28 protein-coding genes are annotated in these 26,722 nt (G+C 62.7%); 17 read left to right on the top strand and 11 right to left on the bottom strand.

What is annotated here, in order from left to right; genetic code table 11:
- Positions 1–21 precede the first annotated feature (21 nt).
- The 6 genes from J2045_RS15330 (at position 22) to J2045_RS15305 (ending at position 5,424) form a co-directional block, all read left to right on the top strand.
- On the top strand, positions 22–1,296 hold the full coding sequence (locus J2045_RS15330; RefSeq protein WP_307374277.1) for an NAD(P)/FAD-dependent oxidoreductase: 1,275 nt from the start codon (positions 22–24) through the stop codon (positions 1,294–1,296).
- A gap of 111 nt (positions 1,297–1,407) precedes the next feature.
- Complete coding sequence (locus J2045_RS15325) at positions 1,408–2,835, top strand: aldehyde dehydrogenase family protein (protein ID WP_307374275.1); 1,428 nt, start codon at positions 1,408–1,410, stop codon at positions 2,833–2,835.
- 30 nt (positions 2,836–2,865) lie between these two features.
- Positions 2,866–3,762, top strand: a complete 897-nt coding sequence (locus tag J2045_RS15320) for a DMT family transporter (protein ID WP_307374273.1) — start codon at positions 2,866–2,868, stop codon at positions 3,760–3,762.
- Positions 3,763–3,885: 123 nt separating this feature from the next.
- Positions 3,886–4,068 carry a hypothetical protein gene (locus J2045_RS15315; RefSeq protein WP_307374271.1) on the top strand — a complete coding sequence of 61 codons (183 nt, stop codon included), beginning with the start codon at positions 3,886–3,888 and terminating at the stop codon, positions 4,066–4,068.
- Between the two features lie 76 nt (positions 4,069–4,144).
- Complete coding sequence (locus J2045_RS15310; protein WP_307374269.1) at positions 4,145–4,543, top strand: hypothetical protein; 399 nt, start codon at positions 4,145–4,147, stop codon at positions 4,541–4,543.
- Positions 4,544–4,647: 104 nt separating this feature from the next.
- Positions 4,648–5,424, top strand: a complete 777-nt coding sequence (locus J2045_RS15305; protein WP_307374267.1) for a metallophosphoesterase — start codon at positions 4,648–4,650, stop codon at positions 5,422–5,424.
- Between the two features lie 17 nt (positions 5,425–5,441).
- Here the strand turns inward: J2045_RS15305 and J2045_RS15300 are convergent, their stop codons facing one another.
- Positions 5,442–6,338, bottom strand: a complete 897-nt coding sequence (locus tag J2045_RS15300) for a DMT family transporter (RefSeq protein ID WP_307374265.1) — start codon at positions 6,336–6,338, stop codon at positions 5,442–5,444.
- A 215-nt stretch (positions 6,339–6,553) separates the two neighbouring features.
- On the opposite strand from J2045_RS15300, the gene J2045_RS15295 reads away from it, so the two are divergent.
- From J2045_RS15295 to J2045_RS15280, 4 genes are all read left to right on the top strand, one after another.
- Positions 6,554–7,852 (top strand): adenylosuccinate synthase, encoded by a 1,299-nt coding sequence (locus J2045_RS15295; protein ID WP_307374263.1) that lies wholly within the window; start codon positions 6,554–6,556, stop codon positions 7,850–7,852.
- 61 nt (positions 7,853–7,913) lie between these two features.
- Positions 7,914–10,493: a hypothetical protein gene (locus J2045_RS15290; protein ID WP_307374260.1), complete on the top strand. Its 2,580-nt coding sequence runs from the start codon at positions 7,914–7,916 to the stop codon at positions 10,491–10,493.
- 155 nt (positions 10,494–10,648) lie between these two features.
- Positions 10,649–11,611 carry an ABC transporter ATP-binding protein gene (locus J2045_RS15285; protein ID WP_307374258.1) on the top strand — a complete coding sequence of 321 codons (963 nt, stop codon included), beginning with the start codon at positions 10,649–10,651 and terminating at the stop codon, positions 11,609–11,611.
- Positions 11,608–12,390: an ABC transporter permease gene (locus tag J2045_RS15280; protein WP_307374256.1), complete on the top strand. Its 783-nt coding sequence runs from the start codon at positions 11,608–11,610 to the stop codon at positions 12,388–12,390. Before J2045_RS15285 ends, J2045_RS15280 begins: the two co-directional genes overlap by 4 nt.
- 91 nt (positions 12,391–12,481) lie before the next feature.
- Here the strand turns inward: J2045_RS15280 and rpoH are convergent, their stop codons facing one another.
- From rpoH to J2045_RS15265, 3 genes are all read right to left on the bottom strand, one after another.
- Positions 12,482–13,384 (bottom strand): RNA polymerase sigma factor RpoH, encoded by a 903-nt coding sequence (rpoH, locus tag J2045_RS15275; protein ID WP_166600869.1) that lies wholly within the window; start codon positions 13,382–13,384, stop codon positions 12,482–12,484.
- A gap of 200 nt (positions 13,385–13,584) precedes the next feature.
- Positions 13,585–14,637, bottom strand: a complete 1,053-nt coding sequence (locus J2045_RS15270) for an agmatine deiminase family protein (protein ID WP_307374253.1) — start codon at positions 14,635–14,637, stop codon at positions 13,585–13,587.
- 124 nt (positions 14,638–14,761) lie between these two features.
- A complete protein-coding gene (locus tag J2045_RS15265; protein WP_307374251.1) occupies positions 14,762–15,790 on the bottom strand; it encodes an RluA family pseudouridine synthase in 1,029 nt (342 codons plus the stop codon).
- A gap of 171 nt (positions 15,791–15,961) precedes the next feature.
- Here J2045_RS15265 and J2045_RS15260 point away from each other — a divergent pair, with 171 nt between their 5' ends.
- Complete coding sequence (locus J2045_RS15260; RefSeq protein ID WP_307374249.1) at positions 15,962–16,357, top strand: hypothetical protein; 396 nt, start codon at positions 15,962–15,964, stop codon at positions 16,355–16,357.
- Positions 16,358–16,365: 8 nt separating this feature from the next.
- Positions 16,366–17,199, top strand: coding sequence for a TrmH family RNA methyltransferase (locus tag J2045_RS15255; RefSeq protein WP_307374246.1), 834 nt, complete (start codon positions 16,366–16,368; stop codon positions 17,197–17,199).
- Between the two features lie 49 nt (positions 17,200–17,248).
- Here J2045_RS15255 and J2045_RS15250 read toward each other — a convergent pair whose 3' ends face one another.
- Positions 17,249–18,382, bottom strand: a complete 1,134-nt coding sequence (locus J2045_RS15250) for a coiled-coil domain-containing protein (RefSeq protein WP_307374244.1) — start codon at positions 18,380–18,382, stop codon at positions 17,249–17,251.
- 196 nt (positions 18,383–18,578) lie between these two features.
- A complete protein-coding gene (locus J2045_RS15245) occupies positions 18,579–19,166 on the bottom strand; it encodes a DUF1134 domain-containing protein (protein WP_307374242.1) in 588 nt (195 codons plus the stop codon).
- A 190-nt stretch (positions 19,167–19,356) separates the two neighbouring features.
- Here J2045_RS15245 and chpT point away from each other — a divergent pair, with 190 nt between their 5' ends.
- Positions 19,357–20,001, top strand: coding sequence for a histidine phosphotransferase ChpT (gene chpT / locus J2045_RS15240; RefSeq protein WP_166600863.1), 645 nt, complete (start codon positions 19,357–19,359; stop codon positions 19,999–20,001).
- 111 nt (positions 20,002–20,112) lie between these two features.
- Positions 20,113–20,475, top strand: a complete 363-nt coding sequence (locus J2045_RS15235; RefSeq protein WP_307374239.1) for a response regulator — start codon at positions 20,113–20,115, stop codon at positions 20,473–20,475.
- 157 nt (positions 20,476–20,632) lie between these two features.
- Here the strand turns inward: J2045_RS15235 and ctrA are convergent, their stop codons facing one another.
- Positions 20,633–21,334, bottom strand: coding sequence for a response regulator transcription factor CtrA (ctrA, locus tag J2045_RS15230; protein ID WP_054148338.1), 702 nt, complete (start codon positions 21,332–21,334; stop codon positions 20,633–20,635).
- 433 nt (positions 21,335–21,767) lie between these two features.
- On the opposite strand from ctrA, the gene J2045_RS15225 reads away from it, so the two are divergent.
- Positions 21,768–22,118 (top strand): flagellar export protein FliJ, encoded by a 351-nt coding sequence (locus J2045_RS15225; protein ID WP_102018277.1) that lies wholly within the window; start codon positions 21,768–21,770, stop codon positions 22,116–22,118.
- 103 nt (positions 22,119–22,221) lie between these two features.
- Here the strand turns inward: J2045_RS15225 and J2045_RS15220 are convergent, their stop codons facing one another.
- On the bottom strand, positions 22,222–22,506 hold the full coding sequence (locus J2045_RS15220; RefSeq protein WP_307374236.1) for a GNAT family N-acetyltransferase: 285 nt from the start codon (positions 22,504–22,506) through the stop codon (positions 22,222–22,224).
- A gap of 109 nt (positions 22,507–22,615) precedes the next feature.
- Here J2045_RS15220 and J2045_RS15215 point away from each other — a divergent pair, with 109 nt between their 5' ends.
- Positions 22,616–23,080, top strand: coding sequence for a paraquat-inducible protein A (locus J2045_RS15215; protein WP_307374234.1), 465 nt, complete (start codon positions 22,616–22,618; stop codon positions 23,078–23,080).
- Between the two features lie 82 nt (positions 23,081–23,162).
- Here J2045_RS15215 and sciP read toward each other — a convergent pair whose 3' ends face one another.
- Positions 23,163–23,438 carry a CtrA inhibitor SciP gene (gene sciP, locus J2045_RS15210; protein ID WP_006725852.1) on the bottom strand — a complete coding sequence of 92 codons (276 nt, stop codon included), beginning with the start codon at positions 23,436–23,438 and terminating at the stop codon, positions 23,163–23,165.
- Between the two features lie 402 nt (positions 23,439–23,840).
- Here sciP and J2045_RS15205 point away from each other — a divergent pair, with 402 nt between their 5' ends.
- Positions 23,841–24,581, top strand: coding sequence for a helix-turn-helix transcriptional regulator (locus J2045_RS15205; RefSeq protein WP_307374230.1), 741 nt, complete (start codon positions 23,841–23,843; stop codon positions 24,579–24,581).
- A 72-nt stretch (positions 24,582–24,653) separates the two neighbouring features.
- Here the strand turns inward: J2045_RS15205 and J2045_RS15200 are convergent, their stop codons facing one another.
- Both J2045_RS15200 and cysQ read right to left on the bottom strand, forming a co-directional pair.
- Positions 24,654–25,679 carry a DUF2793 domain-containing protein gene (locus J2045_RS15200; protein WP_307374227.1) on the bottom strand — a complete coding sequence of 342 codons (1,026 nt, stop codon included), beginning with the start codon at positions 25,677–25,679 and terminating at the stop codon, positions 24,654–24,656.
- Between the two features lie 130 nt (positions 25,680–25,809).
- Positions 25,810–26,613, bottom strand: coding sequence for a 3'(2'),5'-bisphosphate nucleotidase CysQ (gene cysQ / locus J2045_RS15195; RefSeq protein ID WP_370873140.1), 804 nt, complete (start codon positions 26,611–26,613; stop codon positions 25,810–25,812).
- Positions 26,614–26,722 lie beyond the last annotated feature (109 nt).

The following is a 26,722-nucleotide window of genomic DNA, read 5'->3' as shown; positions in this document are numbered from 1 at the left end:
CGTGCCGCAGGTTTAAGCTTCATGCAGCCCTTAGTGCCGGTTTCCCCGGTCTGGCGACGCCCCGTTTCGCCGATCGTCTGTCGGTTCGCCGAAGGCGATGTCGACCTCGTGGTCGTCGGTGCGGGCTTTCAGGGGCTGTCGACCGCGCTGCATGCCGCGCGCGCCGGCCTGTCGGTGCAGGTGATCGAGGCGGGTGCCATCGGCGCGGGGGCTTCCGGGGTGAATGGCGGCCAGGTGATCCCCGGCCTGAAGCAGGACCCCGAGACACTCCGTGCTCTGCTCGGCGAGGCCGCCGCAAACCGACTGACGGGGTTTGCCTCGCGCACTGCGGATGTCGTCTTCGATCTCATTGCAAAAGAGAAACTCGAGGTGGAGCACCAGCGGAACGGCTGGGTCCAGGCGGCGCACACCGAGACGGCATTGCAGACGGCCGTGCAGCGCAATCGTCAATGGCGTGCGCATGGCGCCGATGTCGCCCTGTTGAACCGTGCCGAAGTCGAACTCCTGACCGGCGCGCAGGGGTATCGTGGTGGCTGGATCGATCGGCGCGCCGGTGTGGTCAACCCGCTGGCCCTCGTCCATGAACTGGCCCGCATCGCGACGGATGCCGGGGCAGATCTGGTGCTGAACGATGCCGTCACTTCGCTGGTGCGCGACGGCCATACGTGGCGGATCCGGACGGTTGGCGGACGTTCGATCGGGGCGAGAAAGGTGTTGGTCGCGACCCATGCCTGTTCTGACTCGCTGGTGCCGAAGCTCGCGCGAAGCTTCGTATGGATGAATTCCTTCCAGATCGCGACGGAGCCGCTGCCGGCGGAGTTCGATTTCATCCTGCCTGGCGGCCAGGCCGTGTCAGACAGCCGCCGAATTCTCGTCTATTACAGGCGCAGTCCGGATGGTCGTCTGGTGCTGGGCGGCCGTGGGCCGATGCGGGCGCCGAAGACGGCGCAGGACTGGGCGCATCTGGAGCGGGCGCTGCATCGGCTGTATCCGATGCTCGCCTCCATGCGCATCGAACATCGCTGGTTCGGACGTGTCGCGATGACACCCGACCAGTTTCCGCATCTGCACGAACCCGAGGCGGGCCTCATCATGGCGGCAGGATGCCAGGGACGCGGTGTCGGGCTGATGCTCTCACTCGGCGAGCCTGTCGCTCGCTACCTGGCGACTGGCGATGCCGGTTGCCTTCCCTTGCCGCTCACGCCGATCCGGCCCATCCCGTTGCATCGGTTCCGGCGCATCGGGGTGGCCGCCTATATCGCCTGGTCCAGGTTGCTCGATGGCCTGGAACGCTGATCTCCCCATTCTGGTTGGGGATACACCGTCTGCGCCCCCTTGCTCACTTGCCGTGTCCGGGCTTGTGGCGAATAGTGCCAACCCACAACATTCTTCTCCACTGGAGCCCGCATGTCCAAGCATTTGAAGTTCTTCATAGACGGCATGTGGGTCGACCCTGCGGTGCCCGCCCTGCTCGATGTGATCAATCCTGCGACCGAGGAGCCGTTCACGACGATTTCGGTGGGCAGCAAGGTGGATGTCGATCGGGCCGTGGCAGCAGCCAAGGCCGCCTTCGTCAGCTTCTCCGTCACCGATCGCGCCGAGCGGCTTTCGCTGCTGGAGCGCATCTTAGAGATCTATATCGAGCGCTTCGAGGACATTGCCCAGGCGGTGAGCCTTGAAATGGGAGCGCCACTTGCCTTTGCCCGGGATTCGCAGGCCTGGGCGGGCAGGGCGCATCTGGAGGCGACGATTGCTGCCTTCAAGGCGTTCGAATTCTCCGAACAGCGCGGTACGACACGGATCGTCAAGGAGCCGATCGGTGTCTGCGCCCTGATCACGCCCTGGAACTGGCCGCTCAACCAGATCGTCTGCAAGGTGGCGCCGGCGATCGCGGCGGGCTGCACGGTGGTGCTGAAACCCTCGGAGATCGCGCCAATCTCGGGCCTGATCTTTGCCGAGGTAATGGAGGCAGCCGGCACGCCGAAGGGGGTGTTCAACCTGGTCAATGGTCGCGGTCCAGAGGTCGGGCAGGTTATGGCGGGCCATCCCGATGTCGACATGGTGTCCTTTACCGGCTCGACGCGGGCCGGGATCATTGTCGCCAAGACGGCGGCAGATACGGTCAAGCGCGTGGCGCAGGAACTCGGCGGCAAGTCCGCCAACATCATCCTGCCGGATGCGGATCTTGAAACGGCGGTGCGCAAGGGTGTCGAGGGTTGCTTCGGCAATTCCGGCCAATCCTGCGACGCGCCGACGCGCATGCTCGTGCCAGCCGCCTGGCATGACGATGCATTGCATATCGCGCGGGAGGCAGCTGAAGCCCACAAGGTGGGTGATCCCCAGGCCGAGGACACCGTTCTGGGGCCTGTTGTCAGCGACATCCAGTACGACAAGATCCAGCGTCTCATTGAAATCGGGATCGAGGAGGGGGCCCTGCTCGTTACCGGCGGACTCGGGCGGCCGGATGGTCTGAACCGCGGCTATTACGTGCGCCCGACGGTGTTTGGTCACGTCACGCCGGACATGACAGTCGCGCGGGAGGAGATCTTCGGACCTGTGCTGTCGATCCTGCCTTACGAAACGGAGGAAGAGGCGATCGCAATTGCCAATGACACCGTTTATGGGCTGGCCGCCTATGTGCAGTCGCAGGACATCGACCATGCGCGGCGGGTCGCCGCCCGGATGCGGGCCGGCTCAGTCTATCTGAACTACCCCGACTGGGACACGTCCGCCCCGTTCGGTGGTTACAAGCAATCCGGCAATGGCCGAGAATATGCCGATTGGGGCATTCACGATTTTCTCGAGATCAAGGGAATCGTCGGCTGGGGCGGCTGACGGAGCGGCCCGGAGCGTGGCAAAACCTGCATGACCCTCGACGATCAACGACAATACCGCCTCGGCGTGGCCTTTGGTGCGATCTCCGCACTCGCCTGGTCCTCCTCGGGCCTGTTCATCCGCCATATCGGCGCCGACCTGATGACCATGCTCTTCTGGCGCGGGCTGTTCTCCGGAACCTGCGTCTTTCTGGTGTTTGTCTATCTTGAACGCGGTCGCGTCCTGAGCATCCTGCGGCGCATGGGCTGGCCGAGCGTATGGACGATGATCTTCTCGGCGACCAGCATGATCACCGGCATAGGCTCGATGTATTACACGGCGATCGCCGATGCGATGGTGATCTATGCCACCGTTCCGTTCGTTACTGCGGCGCTGGCCTTCGTCTTCATCGGCGAGCGTCCGAGCCGCTCCACCCTGGTCGCAAGCGGCGTGGCGCTGGTCGGTGTGCTGGTGATGCTCACCGACGGTCACGGCGAAGGCGGCGGTCTGTTCGGCAAGTTTCTTGCCGCCATCATGACGTTGTCGGTTGCCGCGATGGCGACGCTGATGCGCAAGCATCGAGACGTGCCGATGCTACCGGCCATGGCCGGCTCGGCCTGGCTGTGCTCGCTTGTGACCTTCTGGTTCGCAGCCCCGCTCACTGTCTCTGCCGTCGACCTAAAGCTTATCATCGTCTTCGCCATCGTGCAGAATGCCATGGGCCTGATTTTCTACACCGCTTCGACACGGCGATTGCCGGCCGCAGATGCGAGCCTGCTCACGGCGCTCGAAGTGCCGCTGACGCCGCTCTGGGTCTGGCTGGTCCTCAACGAGGTGCCATCTCCTGCGACGCTGATCGGCGGACCGATCGTTCTTGCGGCACTCTTCGGGCATATCGTCTACGAGGTGCAGCGCAACCGGGCGACGTCGTCTCATCCGCCGCTCTGATACTGGTGCGCCGGCGCAGAGTATTGCCGGTGAGAGCTGCGACCCTTCCATATCTGTCTCCGGAACAATTCCCACGCGGATGTGTTCTTTCCGTCAATGGCAGCAAACGGAGAGGATGAATCCATGAAGACGGATTCGGGCTGTGCCGTGACCGACGCCATTGCCGCTGCGGCCTTTGCTCCCCCGTCAGCGGCGATGGCCACCTATGGCCGGGAACAGCCGATCCCCGCTCTGCCCGTGATTGTCGAGCAGCCGATCGTCATCGTCGATCCGCAGACCTACGTGGTCGTCGGCGTCGAGCCGTGACGTCTGACGTGAGATCCAAGACGAGCGGGACCCTGCGTGATGCGGCGCCCCGTCTCTCAACCCAGGAGGAAATACCATGGACCAACGTTCTGATCCCCGCCTCGACCAGCGTCCCCAGGTCACCCAACAGACTGCCGCCGGCAGCGGCGCTACCTGGGGTGTCGCCGTTCTCCTGCTTGTCGTGATAGCGGCAGGCGCATTCTTTGTGTTCCGTGGCGATGACGCTGCCGACACGACGACCACGACAACGGAAACGACCGAGCCAGCGCCTTCGGCTGACGCAACGACGGCGCGGCCGCCGACCGATACGGCCACGCCGCCGGCTGAACCCGCACTGCCGCCCGCTGGCTCGGCTATTCCGCCGACCGCGCAGCCAGCGACACCGCCGGCGACCGCCCCCGCTCCGACAGTACCGGCTCCGGCCGATGGTGCGGGTACACCGGCCCCGGGCACACCTCCGACAACCACGCCCTGACACACGACATATGGTAATCGAAGGCCAGCACGGTTCCGTTCTGGCCTTTTTCGTTTGTCTGCGCTTCTCTGCGGAAGCAGAGTGCTAGAGGAAGGGAACCCCCGATGGTCGACGATGCTCTTGGCCTTACGGCAAGCGGCAGGCCGCCGCGGCTGGTGCTTGAGCCGGCCGATTACATGCGTGTCTACGCAATCGGTGACGTCCATGGTTGTCTCGATCAGCTACTGGCGCTGGAGGATCTCATCCATGAGGACGCTGCCTCCGTCGATGGCCAAAAGCTCATCGTCATGCTGGGTGATTACGTCGATCGCGGGCCGAAATCGGCTGCGGTCCTCTATCATCTCACGGCTTCGGCGCCGGTCGGTTTCGACCGTGTCTGCCTGCGCGGCAATCATGACGATGCTTTCCTGTCCTATCTGGAAGGTGACCCTGCCGGTGACTGGCTGCTGGATCATGGCGGCGTGGAAACGCTGCGGTCCTACGGGCTGGATGTGGATGCAGCGGGTAACCTGAATGGCTCGAACCACCAGTTGCGCGAGGCGGCCCGGCACGCGGTTCCCGGAAGTCATATGGAGTTCCTGCGCGGATTGCCGGTGCTTCTGACCATGGGACGCGATGTCTTTGCCCATGCCGGCATTCGCCCCGGTCGTCCCCTTTCGGAGCAGACCGACGATGATCTGATGTGGATCCGCCGGTCGTTTCTCGATCTCGGGCCGGGTCTCCCCGTCCGCGTCTTTCATGGACATACGCCGATGCGGGAGGCCTTTACCGGTCCGAATCGTGTCAGCCTCGATACGCATTGCTATCACACGGGGCGTCTGACGGCGGCACGGCTGGAGGGCGGTCGCGTCGAAATCCTGTCAGTCGGACCGCAACCCTAGCTGCCGATGGAGGCGTTTCAGGCGGCCGGTTTCGATGCCGGCTTGCCCCATTCGGCAATGGCGATGCCGCCGAGCACGAGCACGAGTGCCACGATGTGGAAGACTTCGAGGGTCTCACCGAGGATGGTGATCGACAGAAGCGTGCCGAAGACCGGGACGAGGTTGATGAAGAGCCCGGCGCGGTTGGCGCCAATGCCTTCCACGCCCTTGATGTAGAGGATCTGCGAAATCAGCGAGGGGAAGAGACCGGCATAGAGGATGATCAGCCAACCGCGCGTGTCGGGCAGGATCAGTTCGCCGCGTCCCGCTTCCCACCAGAGAAGCGGCAGGCAGGTGACGGCGGCGGCAAGCGCCGGCACGGCCATCAGGCTCTTCCAATGCACCGGCGGTTTCCAGCGCAGCGAAACGGTGTAGATCGCATAGGCAATGCCGGCAAAGAGCATCAGCAGGTCGCCATAGTTCAACGTCAGGGTCAAAAGGGTCTGCAGATTGCCATGCGAGGCTGTGACGGCCGCGCCGACGAAGCTGATCAGGAAGCCGAGGATCTGGACCGCCGAGACCGCGATGCGGAAGAGCAGGAAGTTGATGACGAAGATCAGAACGGGGATTGCGCCCTGTTCGATCGCACCATTGACGGCGCTGGTATATTTGAGAGCCGTGTAGAGGAAGCCGTTGAAGGCGGCGTAGCCGACGGCCCCGTAGAAGGCGAGCAGCTTCCAGTTTGCCTTCAGCACGTCCCAGTCCTTGCGGATCTGCGGGATTGCAATGGATGCGATGATGAGCGTTGCCAGTGCCCAGCGGCCGAAGCTCAGCACCATGGGGCTGACATGGCCGATGGCCAGCTTGCCGGCGATGGTGTTGCCGCCCCAGAGAAGGGTGGTGATGACGAGAAAGCTGTATGCGCGGATGGGCAAAGGCGTCTCTTCCCTGCAGGCCGGCACCGACCGCCGAACCCGTTTCCTCCCGGTTCCGCGTGGCGCGAATTGCCTTCGAAATAGGCGAGGGGGCATGCTTTGTCACGCAAAAAGCCAAATCGACCGTCAAGACGGGTCGATTTCCCAAAAACAACACAGTATAGATGCGCGGGTTTGGGTAGGCGCAGGCGCTGCGCATTATACAGGATTATGTGATGACGAATGTCGTGGTGATTGGTTCGCAATGGGGTGACGAGGGCAAGGGCAAGATTGTCGACTGGCTCTCCGAACGTGCGGACATCGTGGTTCGCTTCCAGGGCGGACACAATGCCGGCCACACGCTCGTCATCGACGGCGTTTCCTACAAATTGTCCCTGCTTCCCTCGGGCGTCGTAAGACCCGGCAAGAAGGCCGTCATCGGCAATGGCGTGGTCGTCGATCCGCATGCGCTGATCGCCGAAATCGGCCGGCTGAAGGATCAGGGCGTCGAAGTGACCCCTGACAATCTGCGAATCGCTGAAAACGCCACGCTCATTCTCTCGCTGCACCGCGAACTCGACGGCATGCGCGAGGATGCGGCCTCCAACAGCGGCACCAAGATCGGCACGACTCGCCGCGGCATTGGCCCGGCTTACGAAGACAAGGTCGGTCGTCGCGCGATCCGCGTCATGGATCTGGCTGATCTCGATGCGCTTGACGGCAAGGTTGATCGGATTCTCACCCACCACAATGCCCTGCGTCGCGGTTTCGGCGTGGCCGAAATCGAGCACAAGACGATCATGGAAGAGCTGACCTCGATCGCTGATCGCGTGCTGCCCTTCATGGATTCGGTCTGGGTGCTGCTCGACAAGGAGCGCCGCAAGGGCTCGCGCATCCTGTTCGAAGGCGCGCAGGGCTCGCTGCTCGACATCGATCACGGCACCTATCCCTTCGTGACTTCGTCCAACACCGTGGCTGGCCAGGCCGCTGCCGGTTCCGGTATGGGCCCGGGTTCGCTCGGCTATATCCTCGGGATCACCAAGGCCTATACGACGCGCGTCGGCGAGGGGCCGTTCCCGACGGAGCTGCATGACGAAGTCGGACAGTTCCTGGGCGAGAAGGGCCATGAGTTCGGCACCGTCACGGGGCGCAAGCGTCGTTGCGGCTGGTTCGATGCAGCGCTCGTGCGCCAGTCGGTCGCCACCAATGGAATCACTGGCATTGCGCTCACCAAACTCGACGTTCTCGATGGTCTGGAAGAGCTGAAAATCTGCGTCGGCTACAAGCTTGATGGTCAGGAAATCGACTATCTGCCTGCCGCGCAGGCGGCCCAGGCGCGAGTCGAGCCTGTCTACATCACGCTCGAAGGCTGGAAGGAATCGACCGTCGGAGCCCGGAAATGGGCGGATCTGCCGGCCCAGGCGATCAAGTATGTGCGCCAGGTGGAAGAGCTGATCGGTGCTCCGGTCGCCCTCCTGTCGACAAGTCCCGAACGCGACGACACAATACTTGTGACGGACCCCTTCGAGGACTAATCTCGGAATTTAGTAAAGTTTTGCCGGCTCTCAGCGGGCCGGCACCTTAGAGAAAGTGCTGATGGCTGACTTTATCGCAGTGATTCGACGGGCCGTTGACGGGCTCTCGAACAATACTCCGGAGATGCGCGCGCGGGTCTATGAAAAGGCACGCGCCGCTGTCGTTCGGCAGCTCGAGAACATGTCACCGCGCCCGCCCGAGCACATGCTGCAGCGCCAGCTGGACAAGCTCGATGCGGCCATTCGGGATGTCGAGGCGGAACATGCAGAGGCTTTGCCGGCTGTTGACGAGGCTCCGCAGGTGGCCATGCCGGTTGCAGCCGTGGCTCCTGTCGTGGTTGCCGCGCCTGCCTGGTCTGAACCCGCAGCCGAAATGGATGAGGTCGCAGCGGTTGCCGAAGAGCAACCTGTCGCAGACGCCCTGCCTGCGGCTCCCCATGAATATGCGTCCGAACCCGTTGCTCCGGCTGTCTCTGGCGATGACTGGGCGGATGCCCATATGGCCGAACCTGCGGCATCGCCAGAGCCTGCCGAGGAACTGCGTGACGAACCTGTAGCCGACGCCCCCTTCGCGGATGAGACTTCAGCGGATCTGCCGGTAGAGGACCAGCCTGCTTACGAGCCGGTTGCTGACGAGGTGCCGCCTGCCATCGCAACCGAGGTGGTGGCCGACAGCGGCTGGCGTGCCGAACCGAACTTCGGTCAGGACGCCGCAGAAACCGATTATGCCGGGCTGTATGATAGCCGTCCGGAAGAAGAGGTCGCCGAGGAGCCTGCACCGGCGCCGCCCGTAGAAACGGAACCCACCGTTGAACCGGCATCGCTCGTCGTGCCGGAACACTTCAACACGGCGCCGACGGCCGAGGAAGCCTGGTCTCAGGCCGAAGAACCCGGCCCCTCCTTGCCTGCCTGGGAGGAGCAGCCGTCTGCCGAGCCTTTCCAGGACAACGTCATTGCGTCCGAGGCGCCGCAGATCGATATGACTTATGCGGAGCCGCTTCATGGAGCAGCGGTTGCGCCGGTCGCCGACGAACTGCCCGAGATCGAGGCTTCACGGCCTGCAGAGAGCCCGGCTGTTGGTCCCCGTGTCGATTCGGTCGAGGACTGGCTGCAAAGCAGGGCTCTGGATGCTGCGCCTTCGATCCCTGTCGCGAGCTGGGACATCCCCACTGTCACGGAGACGGCGGCAAACCGCGTGCCGGAGCTGCCCGAGATCGATGCCGGTCCTTCGGTGTCCTATACGCCGACAGATGAATTCCCGGCCTATCAAGAGCCTGCGCATGTCGAAAGCCACGGCGATTTCATTGCCCCGGAAGGCCTGCGCCTTCCCGAGGCCGATCCGGTGGTGCTGGGCAGCCTGACGGCTGCTCCTGTCGCTGCTGCGTCTGTCGATCCCGACGATTTCAGTCAGTGGTTCCAGGATCACGCCGATGCGGCGAAGACGCCGCAGGGCGATGCGATTGGCTCTTCGGCCCCGGCGGGCGCCCTGGCTTCCTCCGAATGGGACGAGCACATCAACAGCTTCGCACCGAGTGCCAAGGGCGCGCAGGTTGATGTCGCGGGCCAGGCCGACGGCATGGAGGCACTGGTCAGCGGGTATGGGCAGCAGCCGGCCTATCGCCTGGAGCCGAAGAAGCGCCGCAACTTCGCGCCTGTCATCGTTGGAGGCCTGGTGGTCGCGCTTGTCGCCGGCGGAGGTTATCTGGCCTGGAGCCTGCGTGACGACATTGGCGGCATGGTTGCCAACCTGACCGGCGAAATTGCGCCGCCCGAAGCGACGCCGGAACCGCCGGCTGCCACGCCTGCGACGCCGGAGCCGGCAGCGCAAGCACCTGCCGCCGAAACTGCGGCCACACCGCCTGCCGACGGCGCAACCGACCAGAAATTCACCCAGCGGCTGCAGGCTGACGGCACGGAGATCGACGAGGGCGTAGGCTCTGCACCGATCGAGGGCGCGCCAGCCGAGGGACGCTCGGTGTCGTCTCAGACGGTCGCCTCGACCGTTGAACCGAACGATGCGCCGGCGGCCACCAATGGCGCCGCGCCAACGCAAACGCCGGGGACGGCTGCCAATACCGCCGCTGTTGCCGGTGGCGAAAAGCTGTTCCTCTACGAGGAGCGTATCGGCCAGGCGACGCCGGTTGCTGTCCCGGGTTCGATCAGCTGGACCGCAGTCCGCGAAAACGGCCCGGACGGCCGGCCCGATCCTCAGATCCAGGGCCGTATCAACGTGCCGGAGCGGGGCATTTCAGCGCTGCTGACGGTCAAGCGAAACACTGACAATTCCCTGCCGGCGAGCCACATCATCGAAGTGGTCTTCTCCGTGCCGCCGGATTTTGAAGGTGGTGCGATCGAGAATCTCCAGCGGATTGCAATGAAGCGTACCGAACAGGACCGGGGTGATCCGCTTGTTGCGGTGACAGCCAAGGTGACCGACGACACCTATCTGGTGGCGCTGAACGACTTCGAGGATGTGGTGAAGCGCAACATGGAGCTTCTGTCCACGCGCGGCTGGATCGACATTCCCGTCACCTACCGCAATGGCAGACGGGCCCTGATCACGCTGGACAAGGGTACGACGGGCGGCAATGTCTTCGACCAGGTCATGCGGGAGTGGGCAGCGCTTGCGCCGGCCAACTGACGGTCGGTCGCGCGGCCTTCTTCACAAGATCCGCCGGGAGTTGTCCGGCGGATCTTTCTTTTTGTGCCTGGATCACGGTGCCGGAAGTACCGCGTGAGTGCGGGCCTTCGCCATCCTGACCGCGAGGATGCCCACTCAACAGCAGGGAAGATGCCATGTCAGTACAGACGCAGAGCGTGGTGGCGCGTCGATCCGTCGATCCGGGTGGGGCTGCGGCAATCGCCTTCATGTCGGTCAGCAAGGGCTTCGGGCATGGTGGCGGCGCCGTGCAGGCGCTGGATGGCCTCAGCCTTTCCATTCCCCAGGGCGTCGTCTATGGCCTTCTCGGCCCGAATGGGGCCGGCAAGAGTACGCTCCTGAGAATTCTGGCCGGGTTGCTGAGGCCCGATCGCGGCGAGGTCCAGATTTTCGGCGAGACTGCCACGGCCACGCATCGCAGCCGTCTCGGCATGCTGATCGAAACACCAAGCTTCTATCCGTTTCTCACGGCCCGGGAGCATCTTCAGATGCTGGCGCGCGCCACGGGCACGTCCGCGCTGGTCGAACCGGTGCTGCGGCGAATTGGGCTGGAGAAGGCGGCAGACAAGGCCGTCTCCGGCTTCTCGTTGGGCATGAAGCAGCGCCTCGGGATCGGTTGTGCTCTGATTGGCCAGCCGGAGGCGATCATCCTCGACGAACCGACCAATGGTCTCGATCCTGACGGCATTCTGGAGATGCGTGCCCTGATCCATGAACTGGCGCATCGCGACGGCCTGACAGTGCTCCTCTCCAGCCATCTGCTGGATGAGGTGGAACGGGTCTGTGACCGGGTTGCCATCCTGCAGCGGGGCGTGCTCGTCGCTGAGGGCGCCGTTGCCGATCTGCTCGACCGTGACGGACGCTTCTGGCTGAAGGTGGAGGCGCCGGAGGCTTTGCTTGCCCGTCTTGGAGAGCTTGCCCGTCTTGGAGAGAAAGCCGAACCAGGTGAAGGTGGGGTCTATGTGCGGATCGAGCGGGCGGAGGTCCCTGATCTGATCCTGTCCCTCGCGAATGCAGGCGTGCGCATTCATGAGGCCAAGTGGATCAAGCCGGATCTCGAAACCGTCTTCCTGTCCGAGACGCGGGAGGCGCGCTCATGAACCCCCTTCTGAAGGCCGAAATGCTCAAGCTTATGCGACAGCCGGGCACCCTCTTCTGGGGCTTCCTGGCCGTACCGCTTGTTGCGTTGTTGGTGAAGCTGGTCATCGCTGGCTTCGTCTATCTGCGTCTGGGGCGGCAGTCTGGGAATGTCGACGTCTTCCTTTCGGCGGCGAAGAGTCTCAGCCTGTCCGGGAACTCGCTCGGACATCTGCTCTTTGCCCTTGGGATCGCCTCGGTGTTTTTCCTTGAGTATCGATACGCGACCTGGAGGTTGCTGGTGCCCAGGCATGCGCGGTCGCATCTCTTTGCCGCAAAGCTGCTGATCTGCCTTGTCTGGCTGGCGTTCGGTCTCCTGCTGGCCGTGGTCGGCGACATGGTGCTGAGTGTGCTGTTTGCCATTCTGCAGGGCCAAGCCCTTGAGGTTGGCGCGGGCTCGTTGATCACGCTGGTGGTGGCATTCGGGATCGCATTCCTGGAACTCTCAGTGCTCGCGGCGCTGGTTGCAGCGCTCGTTATCGTCTTCCGCTCGATGATTGCCGCCGTCATCCCGGCGTTCCTGCTGGCGATCGGTTCGACGCTGCTTCAGCTTTATCTCGGCGCTGATGCCGACCGCATGCCCTTCCCGAGTTATGCCGCGCAGGCGCTCAGGGACTGGCTGCTGGCGGGCGGGGCCGCAGTGCCGGCGATGCTGGGGCTTGCGGTGCTGATCACCTGGGGGCTGGTTCTTGCCGGTCTGGGGCTCTTCGTGTTTTCGCGGCAGCAACTGGCTGCGGAATAGTCGCGGCGGCGGCGCCAGCCAGACCCCGAACGAGAAAGCCGCCCGGTTTTCCGGACGGCTCTGCATCACTTCTATAAGTTCTTGGACGCCATCAGGCTTCGACGACCCGCAGCGCCTTGGCGCGCTCCAGAGCGTCCTTCTGAACGGCTTCCTGGACCTTTTCGAAGGCGCGGACCTCGATCTGGCGGACGCGTTCGCGGCTGATGTCGAACTCGGCCGAGAGCTCTTCCAGCGTCACAGGATCCTCGGCCAGGCGACGAGCCTCGAAGATGCGGCGTTCGCGGTCGTTGAGGACGCTCATCGCCCGCTTCAGCATGCTGCGGCGGGTCTCCAGTTCATCCTGCTCGATCAGAACGTCTTCCTGGCTGTCATGGTCGTCGACGAGCCAATCCTGCCATTGACCGCTCTCGCCTTCGGCGGCGCGCAAGGGCGCGTTCAGCGAAGCGTCACCGGAGAGGCGGCGGTTCATCGAGATGACCTCTTCCTCGGACACCTTCAGCTTGGTCGCGATTTCGGTGACCTGGTCGGGCTTCAGGTCGCCTTCTTCGATCGCCTGGATCTTGCCCTTGAGGCGACGCAGGTTGAAGAACAGGCGCTTCTGGTTGGCGGTCGTGCCCATCTTCACCAGCGACCAGGAGCGCAGGATGTATTCCTGGATCGAGGCCTTGATCCACCACATGGCATAGGTCGCCAGGCGGAAACCGCGTTCGGGGTCGAATTTCTTCACGGCCTGCATCAGGCCGACATTGCCTTCGGACACGACTTCGCCGATCGGCAGGCCGTAGCCGCGATAACCCATGGCAATCTTCGCCACGAGGCGCAGATGGCTTGTGACGAGGCGGTGGGCGGCGTCGCGGTCACCATGCTCTGCGTAACGCTTGGCGAGCATGTATTCTTCCTGCGGCTCCAGCATCGGGAACTTGCGGATTTCGTCGAGATAACGATTGAGGCCGGCTTCTCCGGCAGTGATGGTCGGCAGCGTATTGCGGGCCATAAAGCACCCCTTTTCCTTCTGAGCTCCCAAAGCAACGGCGAGCCCGATCTCCGTGGATCTCACTTCCCCACAGAAATCCAGCTAACAGATAAGTATGGCAAAACGGCGATACAAGGGATGTGTTCCCATGCAGCACGGTGACGGAGTGTCAATACGGGCATGGCTTCGGAGATGCGTCAGGCTTACGTTGTTCGAAAACGCTACGCCGCGCTTGTGGTTCCGCCCCGAAGAGCTGGTTGCTGCTGGGTGATGCAGTGAACGCCGCCGCCGCGTGCGAAGATGGCGCGCGAATCGACGGTCACTACGCGGCGACCGGGATAGGCCTGTTCCAGTACGGCGCGGGCGGCAGCATCGGCCTTCTCGTCGCCAAAACCGCAGGCGATCACGCCGTCATTGACGACGAGATGATTGACATAGCTGTAGTCGACGAAACCATCCTCATCGCGGATCTCTGTTGGCGCATCGAGGTCGAGAATCGTCCATTTGCGCCCTTGGGCATCCGTCGTGCCGGCAAGATGGGCGCGCAACTCCTTCATCACCGCGTGGTCGGGATGGTCTGCATTGGGCTGTCGATGCACCAGCAGCAAGCCCGGGGCGGCAATGGTGGCGACGATGTCCACATGGCCGGAGGTGCCGAAGGGTTGATAGTCGCGGGTCAGCCCTCGCGGCAGCCAGATTGCCTTGGATGCCCCGATCGTGCGGGCAAGTTCCGCTTCAACGCGGGACTTGTCGGCATAGGGATTGCGGCGGGGATCGAGCTGTACCGTATCGGTCACGAGCACGGTTCCCTCTCCATCGACATGGATGCCGCCACCCTCATTGACCAGCAGGCTGGATACAAGTTCAGCACCGCAATGGGCGGTAACCATCCGCGCGATCTCCGCCGACTGCTTCCACTCTGACCAGCCGTGATCGCCCCAACCGTTGAAGACCCAGTCGACGGCACCCAGGACAGTTGGGCGTTCGTCGTCGAGCACGAAGGTCGGGCCGAAATCACGCATCCAGAACTCGTCAAGCGGCATCTCGACCTGCTCGATATGGCTGCCGAGCATTCGGTGGGCGCGTTCTCGTTCGGATGGGTCGACAATCATGGTGACGGGTTCGAATTCGGCGACGCTGTGCGCGACTGCCGTCCACGCTGCGTAGCCCGTCTCTTTCCACGCATCCCCACTGCCAAGCGTGGTGCCCTCCCGGGGAAAGGCCATCCAGGTCCGATCATGGCGTGCGGTTTCAGACGGCATGCGCCAGCTCATCGGTGAATGTCCTTCTGGATAGTCCGCATGCGTGCCATTTGAATGCCAATCAACAGCAGCTCTGCATGGTTGGCAAGCCGATACTCGCGCCCCGGCTCCACGCTTCGGCACCAGAAGTGTGCTCTCACATGCCCTTCAGCGCATCAATGACCTTCTGAAGGTCCGCCGGGATGGGGGCCTCGAAGCGCATTGTCTTGCCCGTGGTCGGGTGCTCGAAGGCGAGGAGGTAGGCGTGCAGGGCCTGGCGGTGGAACTTGTTGACGGCGCGCTTGGCGTCCTCAGGCAAGAGATTCGCCTTGGTCTTGAAGGCGGCGCCGTATTCCTGGTCACCGACCAGCGGGTTGCCGATATGGGCCATGTGGACGCGGATCTGGTGGGTGCGACCGGTTTCCAGGCGGCATTCTACCAGCGAGGCGAGGCAGGTGGCGTCGGGCTTTTCGCCGTAGCGTTCGAGCACGGTGTAGTGGGTGATCGCCTCGCGGGCGTCGTCGGTGTCCTCGCGCTTGACCGTGCGCTTGGTGCGGTCGGCGCCGGAGCGGCCCAGCGCCGCATCGATCGTGCCGGCGAGTGAGCGCGGGCGACCCCAGACCACGGCGCGGTAGGCGCGCTCCAGCGGGCCCGTGCGGCCATGGTCGGCAAACTGGTCGGCGAGATGGCGGTGGGCGATATCGTTCTTGGCGACGACCATGACACCCGACGTATCCTTGTCGAGACGGTGGACGATGCCGGGGCGCTTTACGCCGCCGATGCCTGAGAGGCTGTCGCCGCAATGATAGATCAGCGCATTGACCAGCGTGCCGTTCCAGTTGCCGGCTCCCGGATGGACGACCAGGCCCGGCGGCTTGGCGATGACAATCAGGTCCTTGTCTTCGTAGAGGACCTCAAGCGGGATGTCCTCGCCCTTCGGCTGAGGGTCCTCGGGCTCGGGGAGGTCGATGACTACAGTGTCGCCCGGCTTGATCTTGCGGTTGGGAGAATCCAGCGGCGCGCCGTTCAGCTGCACCGCGCCCTGTTCGATCAGCGCCTTGACGCGATTGCGCGAGAACTCGGCCCCGAGGGCTGCCGTCAGCCAGGCGTCGATGCGGCCTGAGGCATCGTCCTCGGCAATCAGCTCTTTCCTTGCTGCGGCGGCTTCGTTAAAGGGGTCGGTCATCATGTCATCCCGTCTCACGGCGGCCGATGCTGCGGCCCTTGTCGCTGCCATTTGGCACAGACCGGGGGCTTCGACAATCGACAGCCGGTTCGCCCGGCGATTTTCTCCGGTTCGTTCGCCTCGGGGAAAGCGTCGGGATCAGGGCGAACACGATGGGAAACGGCAGCAGCGATGGCGCATATCGACGACGAGAACCAGGAAGACAAGCCGCTTGATCCGGTCATGGAAGGCGTTCGCCGCAAGATGGTCAAGCTGCAGCTGATCTCGGGCGGCATCATGGCGGTACTCTTCCTCGCCGTGCTGGTGTCGATCTTCTACAAGCTGACCCGCGATGAGGGTGGCGCCGAACCTGTGGCCGCGACGACGTCGTCGTCCTTCGCCGTTCCGTCCGACCAGCCGCTCAGCCTGACTGCCAATCTGCCGACCGGCTTCCGCGTCCTCCAGACCTCGCTCTCGGGCAGCCAGATGCTGATCTATGGCGAAACGGCTGCTGGCGAACGCAAGGCGCTCGTTTTCGATCTCGCGCTCGGACGCATCATCGCCGACGTGACGCTGGCCGGCAACTGAGGCAGGCCGTGGAGCCCGGTCGCCTTATCGAGATCACCGATCCCGCCGATGTCAGGATCGCCGAGTTCACGGCGATCCGCGAGCGCGACCTGACCGGCCGCCAGGGCCAGTTCATTGCCGAGGGCACGGTGGTGCTGTCGATGCTTGCCAAGGCGCATGGCAGTGGTGGTGCGGTCCGTGCCGAAAAGCTCCTGCTCCTGAAGAACCGAGTGGCTGGCCTTTCCGATCTGATCGGGCAGTTTCCGGATGATCTGCCCGTCTATGTGGCGGAGGCCGCCGTGCTGGATGCGATTGCGGGCTTTCATCTGCATCGCGGGGTGCTGGCGCTCGGCAGCCGTGCTGCGCCGCCCGATCTCGCCCAGCTGATTGCCGCGTTGCCGGAAAGCGCGCTTGTGCTGGTCGGCTGTGGCATTTCCAATCACGACAATATCGGCGCGCTCTTCCGTAATGCCGCCGGCTTTACCGCCGATGCGGTCCTGCTCGACGAGACGTGTTGTGACCCGCTGTATCGCAAGGCGCTGCGTGTGTCCGTCGGCGCGGTGCTGGCGGTGCCGTATGCACGCCAGGGCGGCGCCGAGGAGGTTCTCCGCACCCTCGCGGAGGCTGGTTTCGAGATCTGGGCGCTCTCGCCTTCTGGCACGGTGGAGATCGGCGCCATCGCTCCGGGACGGCGCGTGGCTCTGGTCATGGGCACGGAGGGTGAGGGGCTCCCGGCAGCGATCCTTGATCGTTTCCGCTCGGCGCGCATCGCACAGGCGCCGGGGCTTGATAGTCTGAATGTCGGCACCGCAAGCGGGATCGCGCTCTATGCCATTGCCCGCGCCATGGGGCGGCTCGGCTGACGCTCTGCGCTTTGCCCCGTTTCAAACTCTTGTAAGCTGATCGTTTGCCTTACTCAGCCGGCGTTGCCATGCCCGAAGCGCGGCCGATTGACGGTTCCATGGCGAGGACGCGATCGACGAGGCTCTTCGGCCTGTCTCCCGATTTCTGTCCGGCAACGATATCGCCGATGACTGACCGCTCGCCTTCCCGAACGGCCGTCAGGACGATCATCTTGGCGGCGATATCGCCCAGTTCCTCACGCAACGCATCATCCTCGGTCGATGCCTTGGCTTTCAGCAGACGTTCGGTCAGCACTGTCTGGCTGCGGCGGATGTCGTTTTCCAGAGCGTCCGGATCGGTGGCCAGGTTGGAGTTGGCGATCTGGTCTTCTGCCATGGCTGTGTCTTTCGTTTCGGGCAGGGCGATGCCCGCTTCCCGCAGCGCGCGCTGGACATTGCGCAATTGCGCATTCGCTGCCTTCAGCTTGGCGCGGATGTCGGCAAGTTCGCGTGTGCGGCGCTCGAGCAGCGAACCGGCATCGGCTCGTTCAGCGGCGTCACGGGCGAGGATGTCCTCAAGCCGCAAAACCTTGTGCTCCTCCTGGGTCAGGCGCATTTCGGCATCCTTGGCGCGTTTGGCCAGGAGCTTGTTCTCGCGGCGCAACTCCTCGCGCTCGTCCCGCATGCCCTGTATGCGGGTCTTCAGCGTGTCGATTTCGGTGTCACGGCTCATCGCCTCGATGCGCATGTGGTCAATATCGCTCGCCAGTCGTCCGATACGGTGGGCGCGGTCCTCCAATTCGACATCCTTGGCCGCAGCAGCGATTTCCACCCGCTTCAAGGTTTCGCGAATTGCGGTGATCTCCACGTCGCCACGACGGAGCTTCGAGCGCAGATCGGCCGCTTCGGTGCTCATCTCCTCGATCTGGATCTTCAGTTCCTTGCTGTCGGAGACGAGGCGCGCTGCCTCGCTGCCGAGCATTTCGTTTTGCAGCTTGAGGCCGATCGACTTCTCCCGCTCACGGGTCAGTTCATGCTGGGTTCTGGCGTTCTCGGCGGCATAAAGTGCGCGCACCATGTCCTTCTGGGCGCGGATCTCCTGCGGACTGAGCGGCATTGTCGCTTTCAGCCTGTTCTCCGTATAGAGAACGACCCGCTGATGCACCGCCGGGGCGATCAGCATCACCAGCAGGGCCGCAGCCATAAATCCCATTCCGAAAATCAGGGCATATTCAATCACGGTCGCGCCACAGCAAGTCAGGAAGCATTAGCAGATAGTTAAGCATGGCGCAGGTCCCCCGGCAAGCCAAACGCCCGGTCCGGCGGGGGCCATCAACCAATATGGCTAACGACAGACCAGATCGAGCTTGTGTGAGCCTGAGGACCGGAGCTGCGCAGCCTCAGAAGGGGTTCCAGGTGGGCGCGCGGGTCAGTTTCAGATAACCGACATTGACGCCGAGGCGGGCGCCGAGGCCGGTGCGGATCGGCACCAGGATCACGTCGCGGCTCTTGAGCACTGTCATGCCGACGCCGGCGACGATATAGGCCGAACCGCTGACGCCGCCATAGCGGGCATAGAGCGTGTCGACATCGGGGAGGTCGTAGACCAGCATCATCGTCCGGGTGCCGTTGCCGCCGTAGTCGATGCCAAGCGAGGGGCCTTGCCAGAAGACGTCGTGCTGGCCGACATTCTTGGTGTAGAGCGTGCCTTCCCCATAGGTAAGGCCGGCGATCAGGGCTCCGGAGCCTTCCTGGCCGAGGATGTAGCCGTTCGGCAGGCCGTGCTGCTCAAAGGCCTGTTCGATCACCTTGGCTAGAGCGCCGCTCGTCTCGCCGAAAAATCCATGTCCGGCATCGACAACTTCCTGGATCGAATATTCTCCGGCGGCCTCGGCCGGGCGCTCGGTGAGGGCAAGGCCGACCATGGCCAGCAATGCCAGGAACAGCGACCGGAGAACCGGCAGGGAGCGATTGGACGAGGGGTTCATGGTGCCTCCTGAATGCGAAGCCGACGGATTCGGCGTCTTCCTTGGGGGTAATTAAACCTAGCGGGCATCGTCTTAATAATCGGTTTACCAAATATGGTGTCATTATGGCCGAACGGCATCCGACCAAGTCGCGGCCTGCGGACGTGCGTCCGCCTGTTGCGCTGAGGGTCCACATCTTCTGGAGACGACCATGGCGAAGAACCCCAACCTCACGCTTGCAGGTCCCGATCTCGCGGCGCTGCTCTGCAGCCGCGTCTGCCATGACGTGATCTCGCCCGTCGGTGCGATCAACAATGGCCTCGAGCTGCTCGATGAAGGCGGCGCAGACGCGGATGCGATGGATCTGATCCGCACCAGCGCGCTCAACGCCTCCGTCCGGCTGAAATTCGCCCGCCTGGCCTTCGGGGCATCCGGATCGGTGGGCGCCTCCATCGATACCGGCGAGGCCGAGAAGGCCGCGAAAGATTTCGCTCAGGCCGAAAAGAAGACCGAGGTGACGTGGAGCGGTCCGCGGGCGATCATCGCCAAGAACCGGGTCAAGTTGCTGCTCAATCTGTTCCTCGTCGCCTATGGCGCCATTCCGCGGGGCGGCTCGCTCGACATTTCCCTGGAGAATCCGGAGACGGATGCAAAGTTCAAGATCGTGGCCAAGGGTCGCATGCTGCGTGTTCCGCCGAAATACCAGGAGATCCTCTCCGGCCATCTCGAAGAGGCGGTCGATGCTCATACGATCCAGCCGTATTACACCGTGCTGCTCGCGGACGAGTGCGGCATGGAGCTGAAATGCGTGCCGAGCGAAGGCGAAATCGCCTTCACGGCCGAACTTGCGGCCTGATTCGTCCCGAACCGGGACGGGAGACTGCAGTATTCGGTAACTTTTCCTTAGGCGAGCACCCCTATCATGGGGACACGTAAAGATCCCCCTGAGAGGGGAGAGGAGTCGACCATGAAGCGCCTGATGATCGCAGACAGCTCGGACATCGTTCGCAAGGTCGGCAAGAAGATCCTCGCCGAGATTGGCTATCAGGTTACGGAAGCGGGTTCCGGACGCGAGGCTCTCACGCGATGCGAACGAGAACTGCCGCATGTGATGATCGTTGATGCCGGCATGTCCGATGCCCTGGACCTCATCTCGAACGTGCGGGCTTTGCCGGAAGGCAAATCCGTGCAGATCTACTATTGCGTCGTCGAGGCCGAGCTGAAGGTGATGATGGCGGGCAAGCGCGCCGGTGCGAACGAATTCCTGCTGAAGCCCTTCGATCGCGAGATCCTCACCAAGACTTTCGGTGACAAGGCGATCGCCGCCTGATCTGCCAAATAACTCAAGCAAATATCTGAAAGGCGGTGCCATCGGTGCCGCCTTTTTTCGTGGCCGCATTCCGGGCGCCCGGGTGGCAGTTGAAGCTCCAAAAGCAAAAGGCCCGCGTCATGAACGCGGGCCTCCGGCAAGGGGATTGGGAAAAGGCTTATGCCGTTTCCATGTATTCTGCGCCATCCGGCTCACGCAGCACGTAGCCGCGGCCCCAGACGGTTTCGATGTAGTTTGCGCCACCGGCGGCATTTGCGAGCTTCTTGCGCAGCTTGCAGATGAACACGTCGATGATCTTCAGTTCCGGCTCGTCCATGCCACCATAGAGATGGTTCAGGAACATTTCCTTGGTCAGTGTCGTACCCTTGCGGAGCGAAAGCAGCTCCAGCATCTGGTATTCCTTGCCGGTCAGGTGAACACGCTGGCCACCAACTTCAACCGTCTTGGCATCCAGGTTCACGATCAGTTCGCCGGTGATGATGATCGACTGGGCATGGCCCTTCGAGCGGCGGACGATCGCATGAATGCGGGCAACGAGCTCGTCCTTGTGGAACGGCTTCGTCATGTAGTCGTCGGCGCCAAAGCCGAGGCCTCGCACCTTGTCTTCGATGCCTGCCATGCCGGATAGGATCAGGATCGGCGTCTTCACCTTGGACAGGCGAAGGGTACGCAGCACCTCGTAACCGGACATGTCGGGCAGGTTCAGGTCGAGCAGAATGATGTCGTAGTCGTAGAGCTTTCCGAGATCGACACCTTCTTCGCCGAGATCGGTAGTGTAGACGTTAAAGCTCTCCGACTTGAGCATCAGTTCGATGCTCTGCGCCGTCGCGCTATCGTCTTCAATGAGTAGAACCCGCATATTTATCCCCTTTACCGCCGCCGAAAGGTCAAGATGGCCCCCTACGCGATACGGATCCAGTCGTTGCCTGATTTGAAGGCTGCCACCAATTGGTTAACAAATTCTGATTCCCTCTGGCAAGGTGTATCGAATTCATTAAGCAAAGATATCAGTCTCCTGATTCTTCATGTGTTTCGGTCATCGCCACACCTGAATCAGCGCCTCAGGAAACCCCTGTAACCGATTCATTTGACTCATCATTGTCAGGAGCTCTTTTCGGGCTCTGGCATTTACTGACCCTTAAGTGATCGTCCTTATCATTAACGATGCCCGTAAACGAAAGGTTACCAAAGGTAGCTTTTTGTTAACGCCGCGGACTTTTTTTGGACGAATCGGTGGCGGGCGTGTTGAGTAGCAAGTGTGGCGGGGGTCTCGCATCACGGGAGTATTGCGTATGAAGTCGCGTGAGAGCCTGGTACGCCTGAAGGGTTTTCAGGTCACCGAAAAGCGTCGGCAATTGCAGCAGTTGCAGTCTATGATGTCGGAGTTCGAACGGATGGCGAAGGAGCTTGAGGCTCAGATCGGCATCGAGGAAAAGAAATCGGGCATCTCTGATCCCAATCATTTCGCCTATCCCACCTTCGCCAAGGCGGCTCGCCAGCGCGCGGACAATCTTCAGGTCTCGATTCGGGAATTGAAGGTCCAGCAGGAAGCGGCAGAACTGGCGCTGGAAGAGGCTGAAGCGGAATACCAGAAGGCTGCGGCTCTCGAAGAGCGTGATGGCCAGATGCGTGTCCGGGCCTGAATAGCGCTATTCAGACTGGTTGAGATTTCGAAGAAGAAGGCGGTCGCGGGTTGCTCTGCGTCCGCCTTCGTTCGTTTGCGCGCCTGCTCACGGCGCGCCATCATCACTGGCGGGCGTCGTTCCAATCGGGGTGACGGTCCATCTGGGCCTTCATGAACGGGCAGAGAGGAATGATCTTCCAGCCGCCTCTGCGGGCTTCGGCGACCGCGTGCTCGGCCAGGGCCTGACCCGCGCCGGTCCCGCGCATCGCGCCCGGAACTTCGGTGTGATCGATGATGATCAGTGTGGGGGAGGCGCGGGAGAAGGTCATGATCGCCGGTTCCGGGATGCCTTCGACACGACCGGTGTATCGTCCGCCGGACCCTGCTTCCTCACTGGTGATCTGCATCGCCGCCTCCTGTTGCCGTGTTTCGGTGCTTCTGATTAACATCTGCTTCTGCGAACCGGCAACGGCGCTGCCCGGACACGCACCGTTCGAAACTGCAAGGGGAACCTCGTTGCTGGTCTGGTTGAAGGCGTTCCTCCTCACTTGCGCGTCTGCATCCTTCGCGCTCGGCGTAACGCTGCCCCTCATGCGCTTCGAGAGCTTCTACGTCTTCTCAACCGATGCCTCGCTGCTCGAGGTGATCCTGTCGCTGTGGACTGGCGGGGATGGGGCACTTGCTGTGCTTGTCGCAACCGTCTCCATCGCCTTTCCGCTCGCCAAGCTTGTGCTCGTTGCCGCCGAGCAGGTGGCAGGAGATGGTGTTGCGCAGACGGGTTTTCTTGATCGCCTGGTGCCTGTCCTGTCGAAGTGGTCGATGATGGACGTGCTTCTGGTCGCCATCGTGATCTTCGCGACAAAGACGAGTGGCCTGGCGCAGGCGTTCACGCAACCGGGCCTCTGGTTTTATGCGGGATCCAGCCTCGGCGTTGTCGCCTTGCGTGCCCTCGGCAGGACGTCCCGCCCCCAGAATGCATGAAACCGGCAGGCTGGGCCGTGCCGGTTCAGGATGGGTCTTTTACAAAAAGGCTTATCGTGCCGGGCAGCCGGCACCAAAGGAACTAATGGCGATACTGCTGGATGCGGGTGGTACGCAGGCCCGGCAGGCCGTGGTCATTGATGGACGACTGCCAGGACAGGAATTCCTCGACGGTCAGTGTATAACGTTCGCAGGCTTCTTCCAGGCTCAACAGGCCACCACGCACAGCTGCGACAACCTCAGCCTTGCGGCGGATCACCCAGCGGCGCGTATTGGCCGGCGGAAGATCGGCAATCGTCAGGGGGCTGCCATCGGGGCCGATGACATATTTCACTCGTGGGCGGATCATTTCGGTCATTGGACTCTCTATACAAACTCAAGACCACACACCCGCATACTAGGACCGATGCTTTAAAATTTGCCTAAGCCCATTGTAAGCATTTGATAATAATTTTCGCGACGCAGCCGCTCCGGGATTCGCTATTTTTGATGCAACTTGAGTAAACTTGCGGCATTTGCATAGGAGTTATGCGAGGTCCGTGACTGGTGCGGCCCTGAGAACTGTGGCATCTGGGCGCAAATGCATGCCCGGGCCGGGGTTGTTTCCTCGTCCGGATGTGGAAATGTCGTGCAACCCGGTTCTCTTTAGAGCCGCAAGATCGGCGACAGGCCCAGCTGATACCCGTTCCACCATGGAACGATTCAATGTTCACAGACATTCAGATCCCGATCGGACAAATGTCCGGTCGAAAGGAGTTTTATGTTCAGGCCAACTGATGTGACGCGTGGTCACGGTCTTGGTGACGGTGATGCCGTTTTTCAGAGCGAAGCGCTCGCCGCGGGGCCGTGGGGTCGTGACCTCTTCGATCTCGGGCGCAGCTTTGGGTTCCGACACTGTCTTCTGGCCCGCTTTCCCAAAGCGGACAGCCCAGAATTCTCGTCGAATCTGATCGCCTGCACCTGGCCCGACGAGTTGCGGCTCGCCTATGAGGCAGCCGAAGTCTATGCCGGCAGCCAGCTCGTTGCCCGGCTGAAGCAGTCTATCCTGCCGCTGTTTACGCGTGACAATCCATTCCTCGGGACTGCCGGGTCGGAAGTGCGTTTGCAACTTGCGCCGATCTTCCAGCAGTTCGATGTCGCGGCATCGCTGGTTTTCAGCCTCAACGACCGGAACCAGACGCAGTATGTACTTGTGTTTTCAGGGCGCGACACGGCCCCTGAGCGCCAGGAAATTGCGATGCTGCAATTGAGTGCGATGGAATTGCTTGATGCCGGCGTCGAGGCGCTGGTGCCGCGGCTCGGGCCGAAGGAGAAGCTTTCTGCGCGGGAGGTGGAGTGTCTTCGCTGGTCGGCCGCCGGCAAGAGCAGCGACGAGATCGCCATCATTCTTGAAATCTCCAGCCATACGGTCGTCAGTTACCTGAAGAGCGCCATGCGAAAGCTGGAAGCTGTCAACCGCATGCAGGCTGTTGCCCGCGCCTGTCGCTATCGGTTGCTCTAATCGAAAGACCACCTGACCCATCCGAAGAGGGCGCCGCCGTCGTTGCGGCGCCCTTGTCATGTCTGCATCAGATCATAGAAGGGCGAGGCTGATTTCTGTCTTGCCGAAGCCGAATTCCAACTGGCTCGTGCCCTGATGGCGTAGCGTCAGCGTGTCGCCGGCGTCGAGCCAGACCAGAGCGGAGGTGCTGGATGTGCCGGCTCCACCGACATGGCTTGCGATGTCTGAAGCGCCATTGCGGCTGACATAAACGGCGTGGCTGGCGGTGCTGATGGCGCAGACCGTGAGTGACAGCAGGTAATGGCCCGAGGCCGATACCACCAGAGGACGGCCGTTGCCGGAGGGCAGGGGGGCTCCCAGGGTCACATCGCCACCCGACAGATGCAGAAGATCAAAGCCAGTGAAGCTGCCATTGACCGGGGTGAGGGTGGCCGGGGCCAGAGCGGCGCGGGCGAGCGGTCGCTGGTCGTGGCGTACATAACCTTCCGGCGTCACGCTCACGGCCTGGCGCCAGCCGGTCGTGTCGCCGTTGACCTTTAGGGAGAAACGATCTTCCCCGGCGAGCCCCATTTCCGCACGGCCCTGCCAGTTGGACTGGAAGATCAGGCTCGCCGTCTCTGACGTTGCAGCCTTGTTCACAGTCAGCCGGTGGCCGCCGCCCGCATGGTTGAAGAGGCTTGCGGGTGACGCAAGCGAGAGCCGGTTGTCGCCGTCGGCGGTGGCGGCGATGCCGAGCCGGTCGAACCGGGCGTCTGCGGGCAAGGGCGGGACGATCCAGTCGGTGCCATCGAAGAGCTTCAGCCTTCCCTCATCGAGAAAGACGGCAGTCCAGCCTTCGCGCGGCGTGATGAACACCCAGACGCCGTCCTGAAAGAGGGCGAGCGTATCGGCATGGTCTGCCCAGAGCGCTGTTGCGGGCGGGGTGATCCAGTGGATCTCGCCCGCTACGGGGTTCGCCGGCGGGCTCGTGGCACTCGTCGCAACGACCATCTGCACCAGGGAATCGAGCCGCTGGAGCGCCTCGTTGTGGGTTACGTGTTTCTGCGCCTGAGCCGGGAGGATAAAGGGGAGGGCGAGATTTTGGGTCGTGTCGGGCATGGTCCGTTCCTTCTGGCTGCGGGCTGCCGGATGCAGCCCTGCGGGTTGAAGGAACAAGTGTGAGGCCGTGCCGGAGGTGGGGGATGAAAAACACATGACCCCGTTGAATGGGCTTGTTTTTTTCCTGCTGTCATCCCCGCTCGGGCGGGCCACCCGAGGCGAGAAAGGGCGGGTTTTCGAACGCGCGCAGGCCTGGCAGGCGCTTGCCATAGGTGAGGGGGGCGCCGTCTTCGGTGGTCACCATGCCGCCTGCAGCGCGCAGGACGGCATCGCCGGCAGCTGTGTCCCATTCCATGGTGGGGCCGAACCGGGGATAGATGTCGGCTTCGCCTTCTGCAATCAGGCAGAATTTCAGCGAGGAGCCGACAGCTTTGCGCTCCATGATTTCGGCTTTGCGCATATAGGCATCTGTGGCGTCGCAGTTGTGCGAACGTGAGACAAGCGCCGAGGGTGTGGCGTGCTTCGAGCGCACAGCGATCGGCTGGCGCGCGGCGACGCGGTCCGCAGCGTCGACTTCAAGCCTTTCCGCCCTGTCGCTGCCGCCGACATACATCGTTCCCAGAGCCGGGGCATGGACCACCCCAAGCACGGGAGCGCCCTTCTCGATCAGGGCGATGTTGACGGTGAAATCGTCATAGCCGCCGATGAATTCGCGGGTGCCGTCGAGTGGATCCACAAGAATGAAGCGTCCGCCGGTGATGTCGGGGATGCGTCCGGCGGCCACTTCCTCTTCGGCGACAACAGGGATATCCGGTAGGGCGCGGGCCAGGGCCTCGAGAATCAGCCGTTCGGCTGCCTCGTCAGCCTGAGTGACCGGTGATGCGTCGCTCTTCAGGCGCACGTCATGGCCTGCGCGGTAGATGTCGAGTATCACGCGGCCCGCAGCGAGAGCGGCCTGCTCGAACAGTTCCAGCATATCGGCGGTCTGATGCACCTGGCCATGGCTCCGCGAAGCGTTTCTTCATCCGGTTTAACGGTGGTGACGGCGAATGGGAAGTGCGGCATGCCACGGCGTGATGCGCGTATCTGCGACTTTCGTGCTG

It is taken from the genome of Peteryoungia aggregata LMG 23059 (assembly GCF_030814435.1).
Lineage (GTDB): Bacteria > Pseudomonadota > Alphaproteobacteria > Rhizobiales > Rhizobiaceae > Allorhizobium > Allorhizobium aggregatum.
Note: the sequence above shows the minus strand (reverse complement) of the source record. Positions and strands in the feature narration are given on the sequence as shown.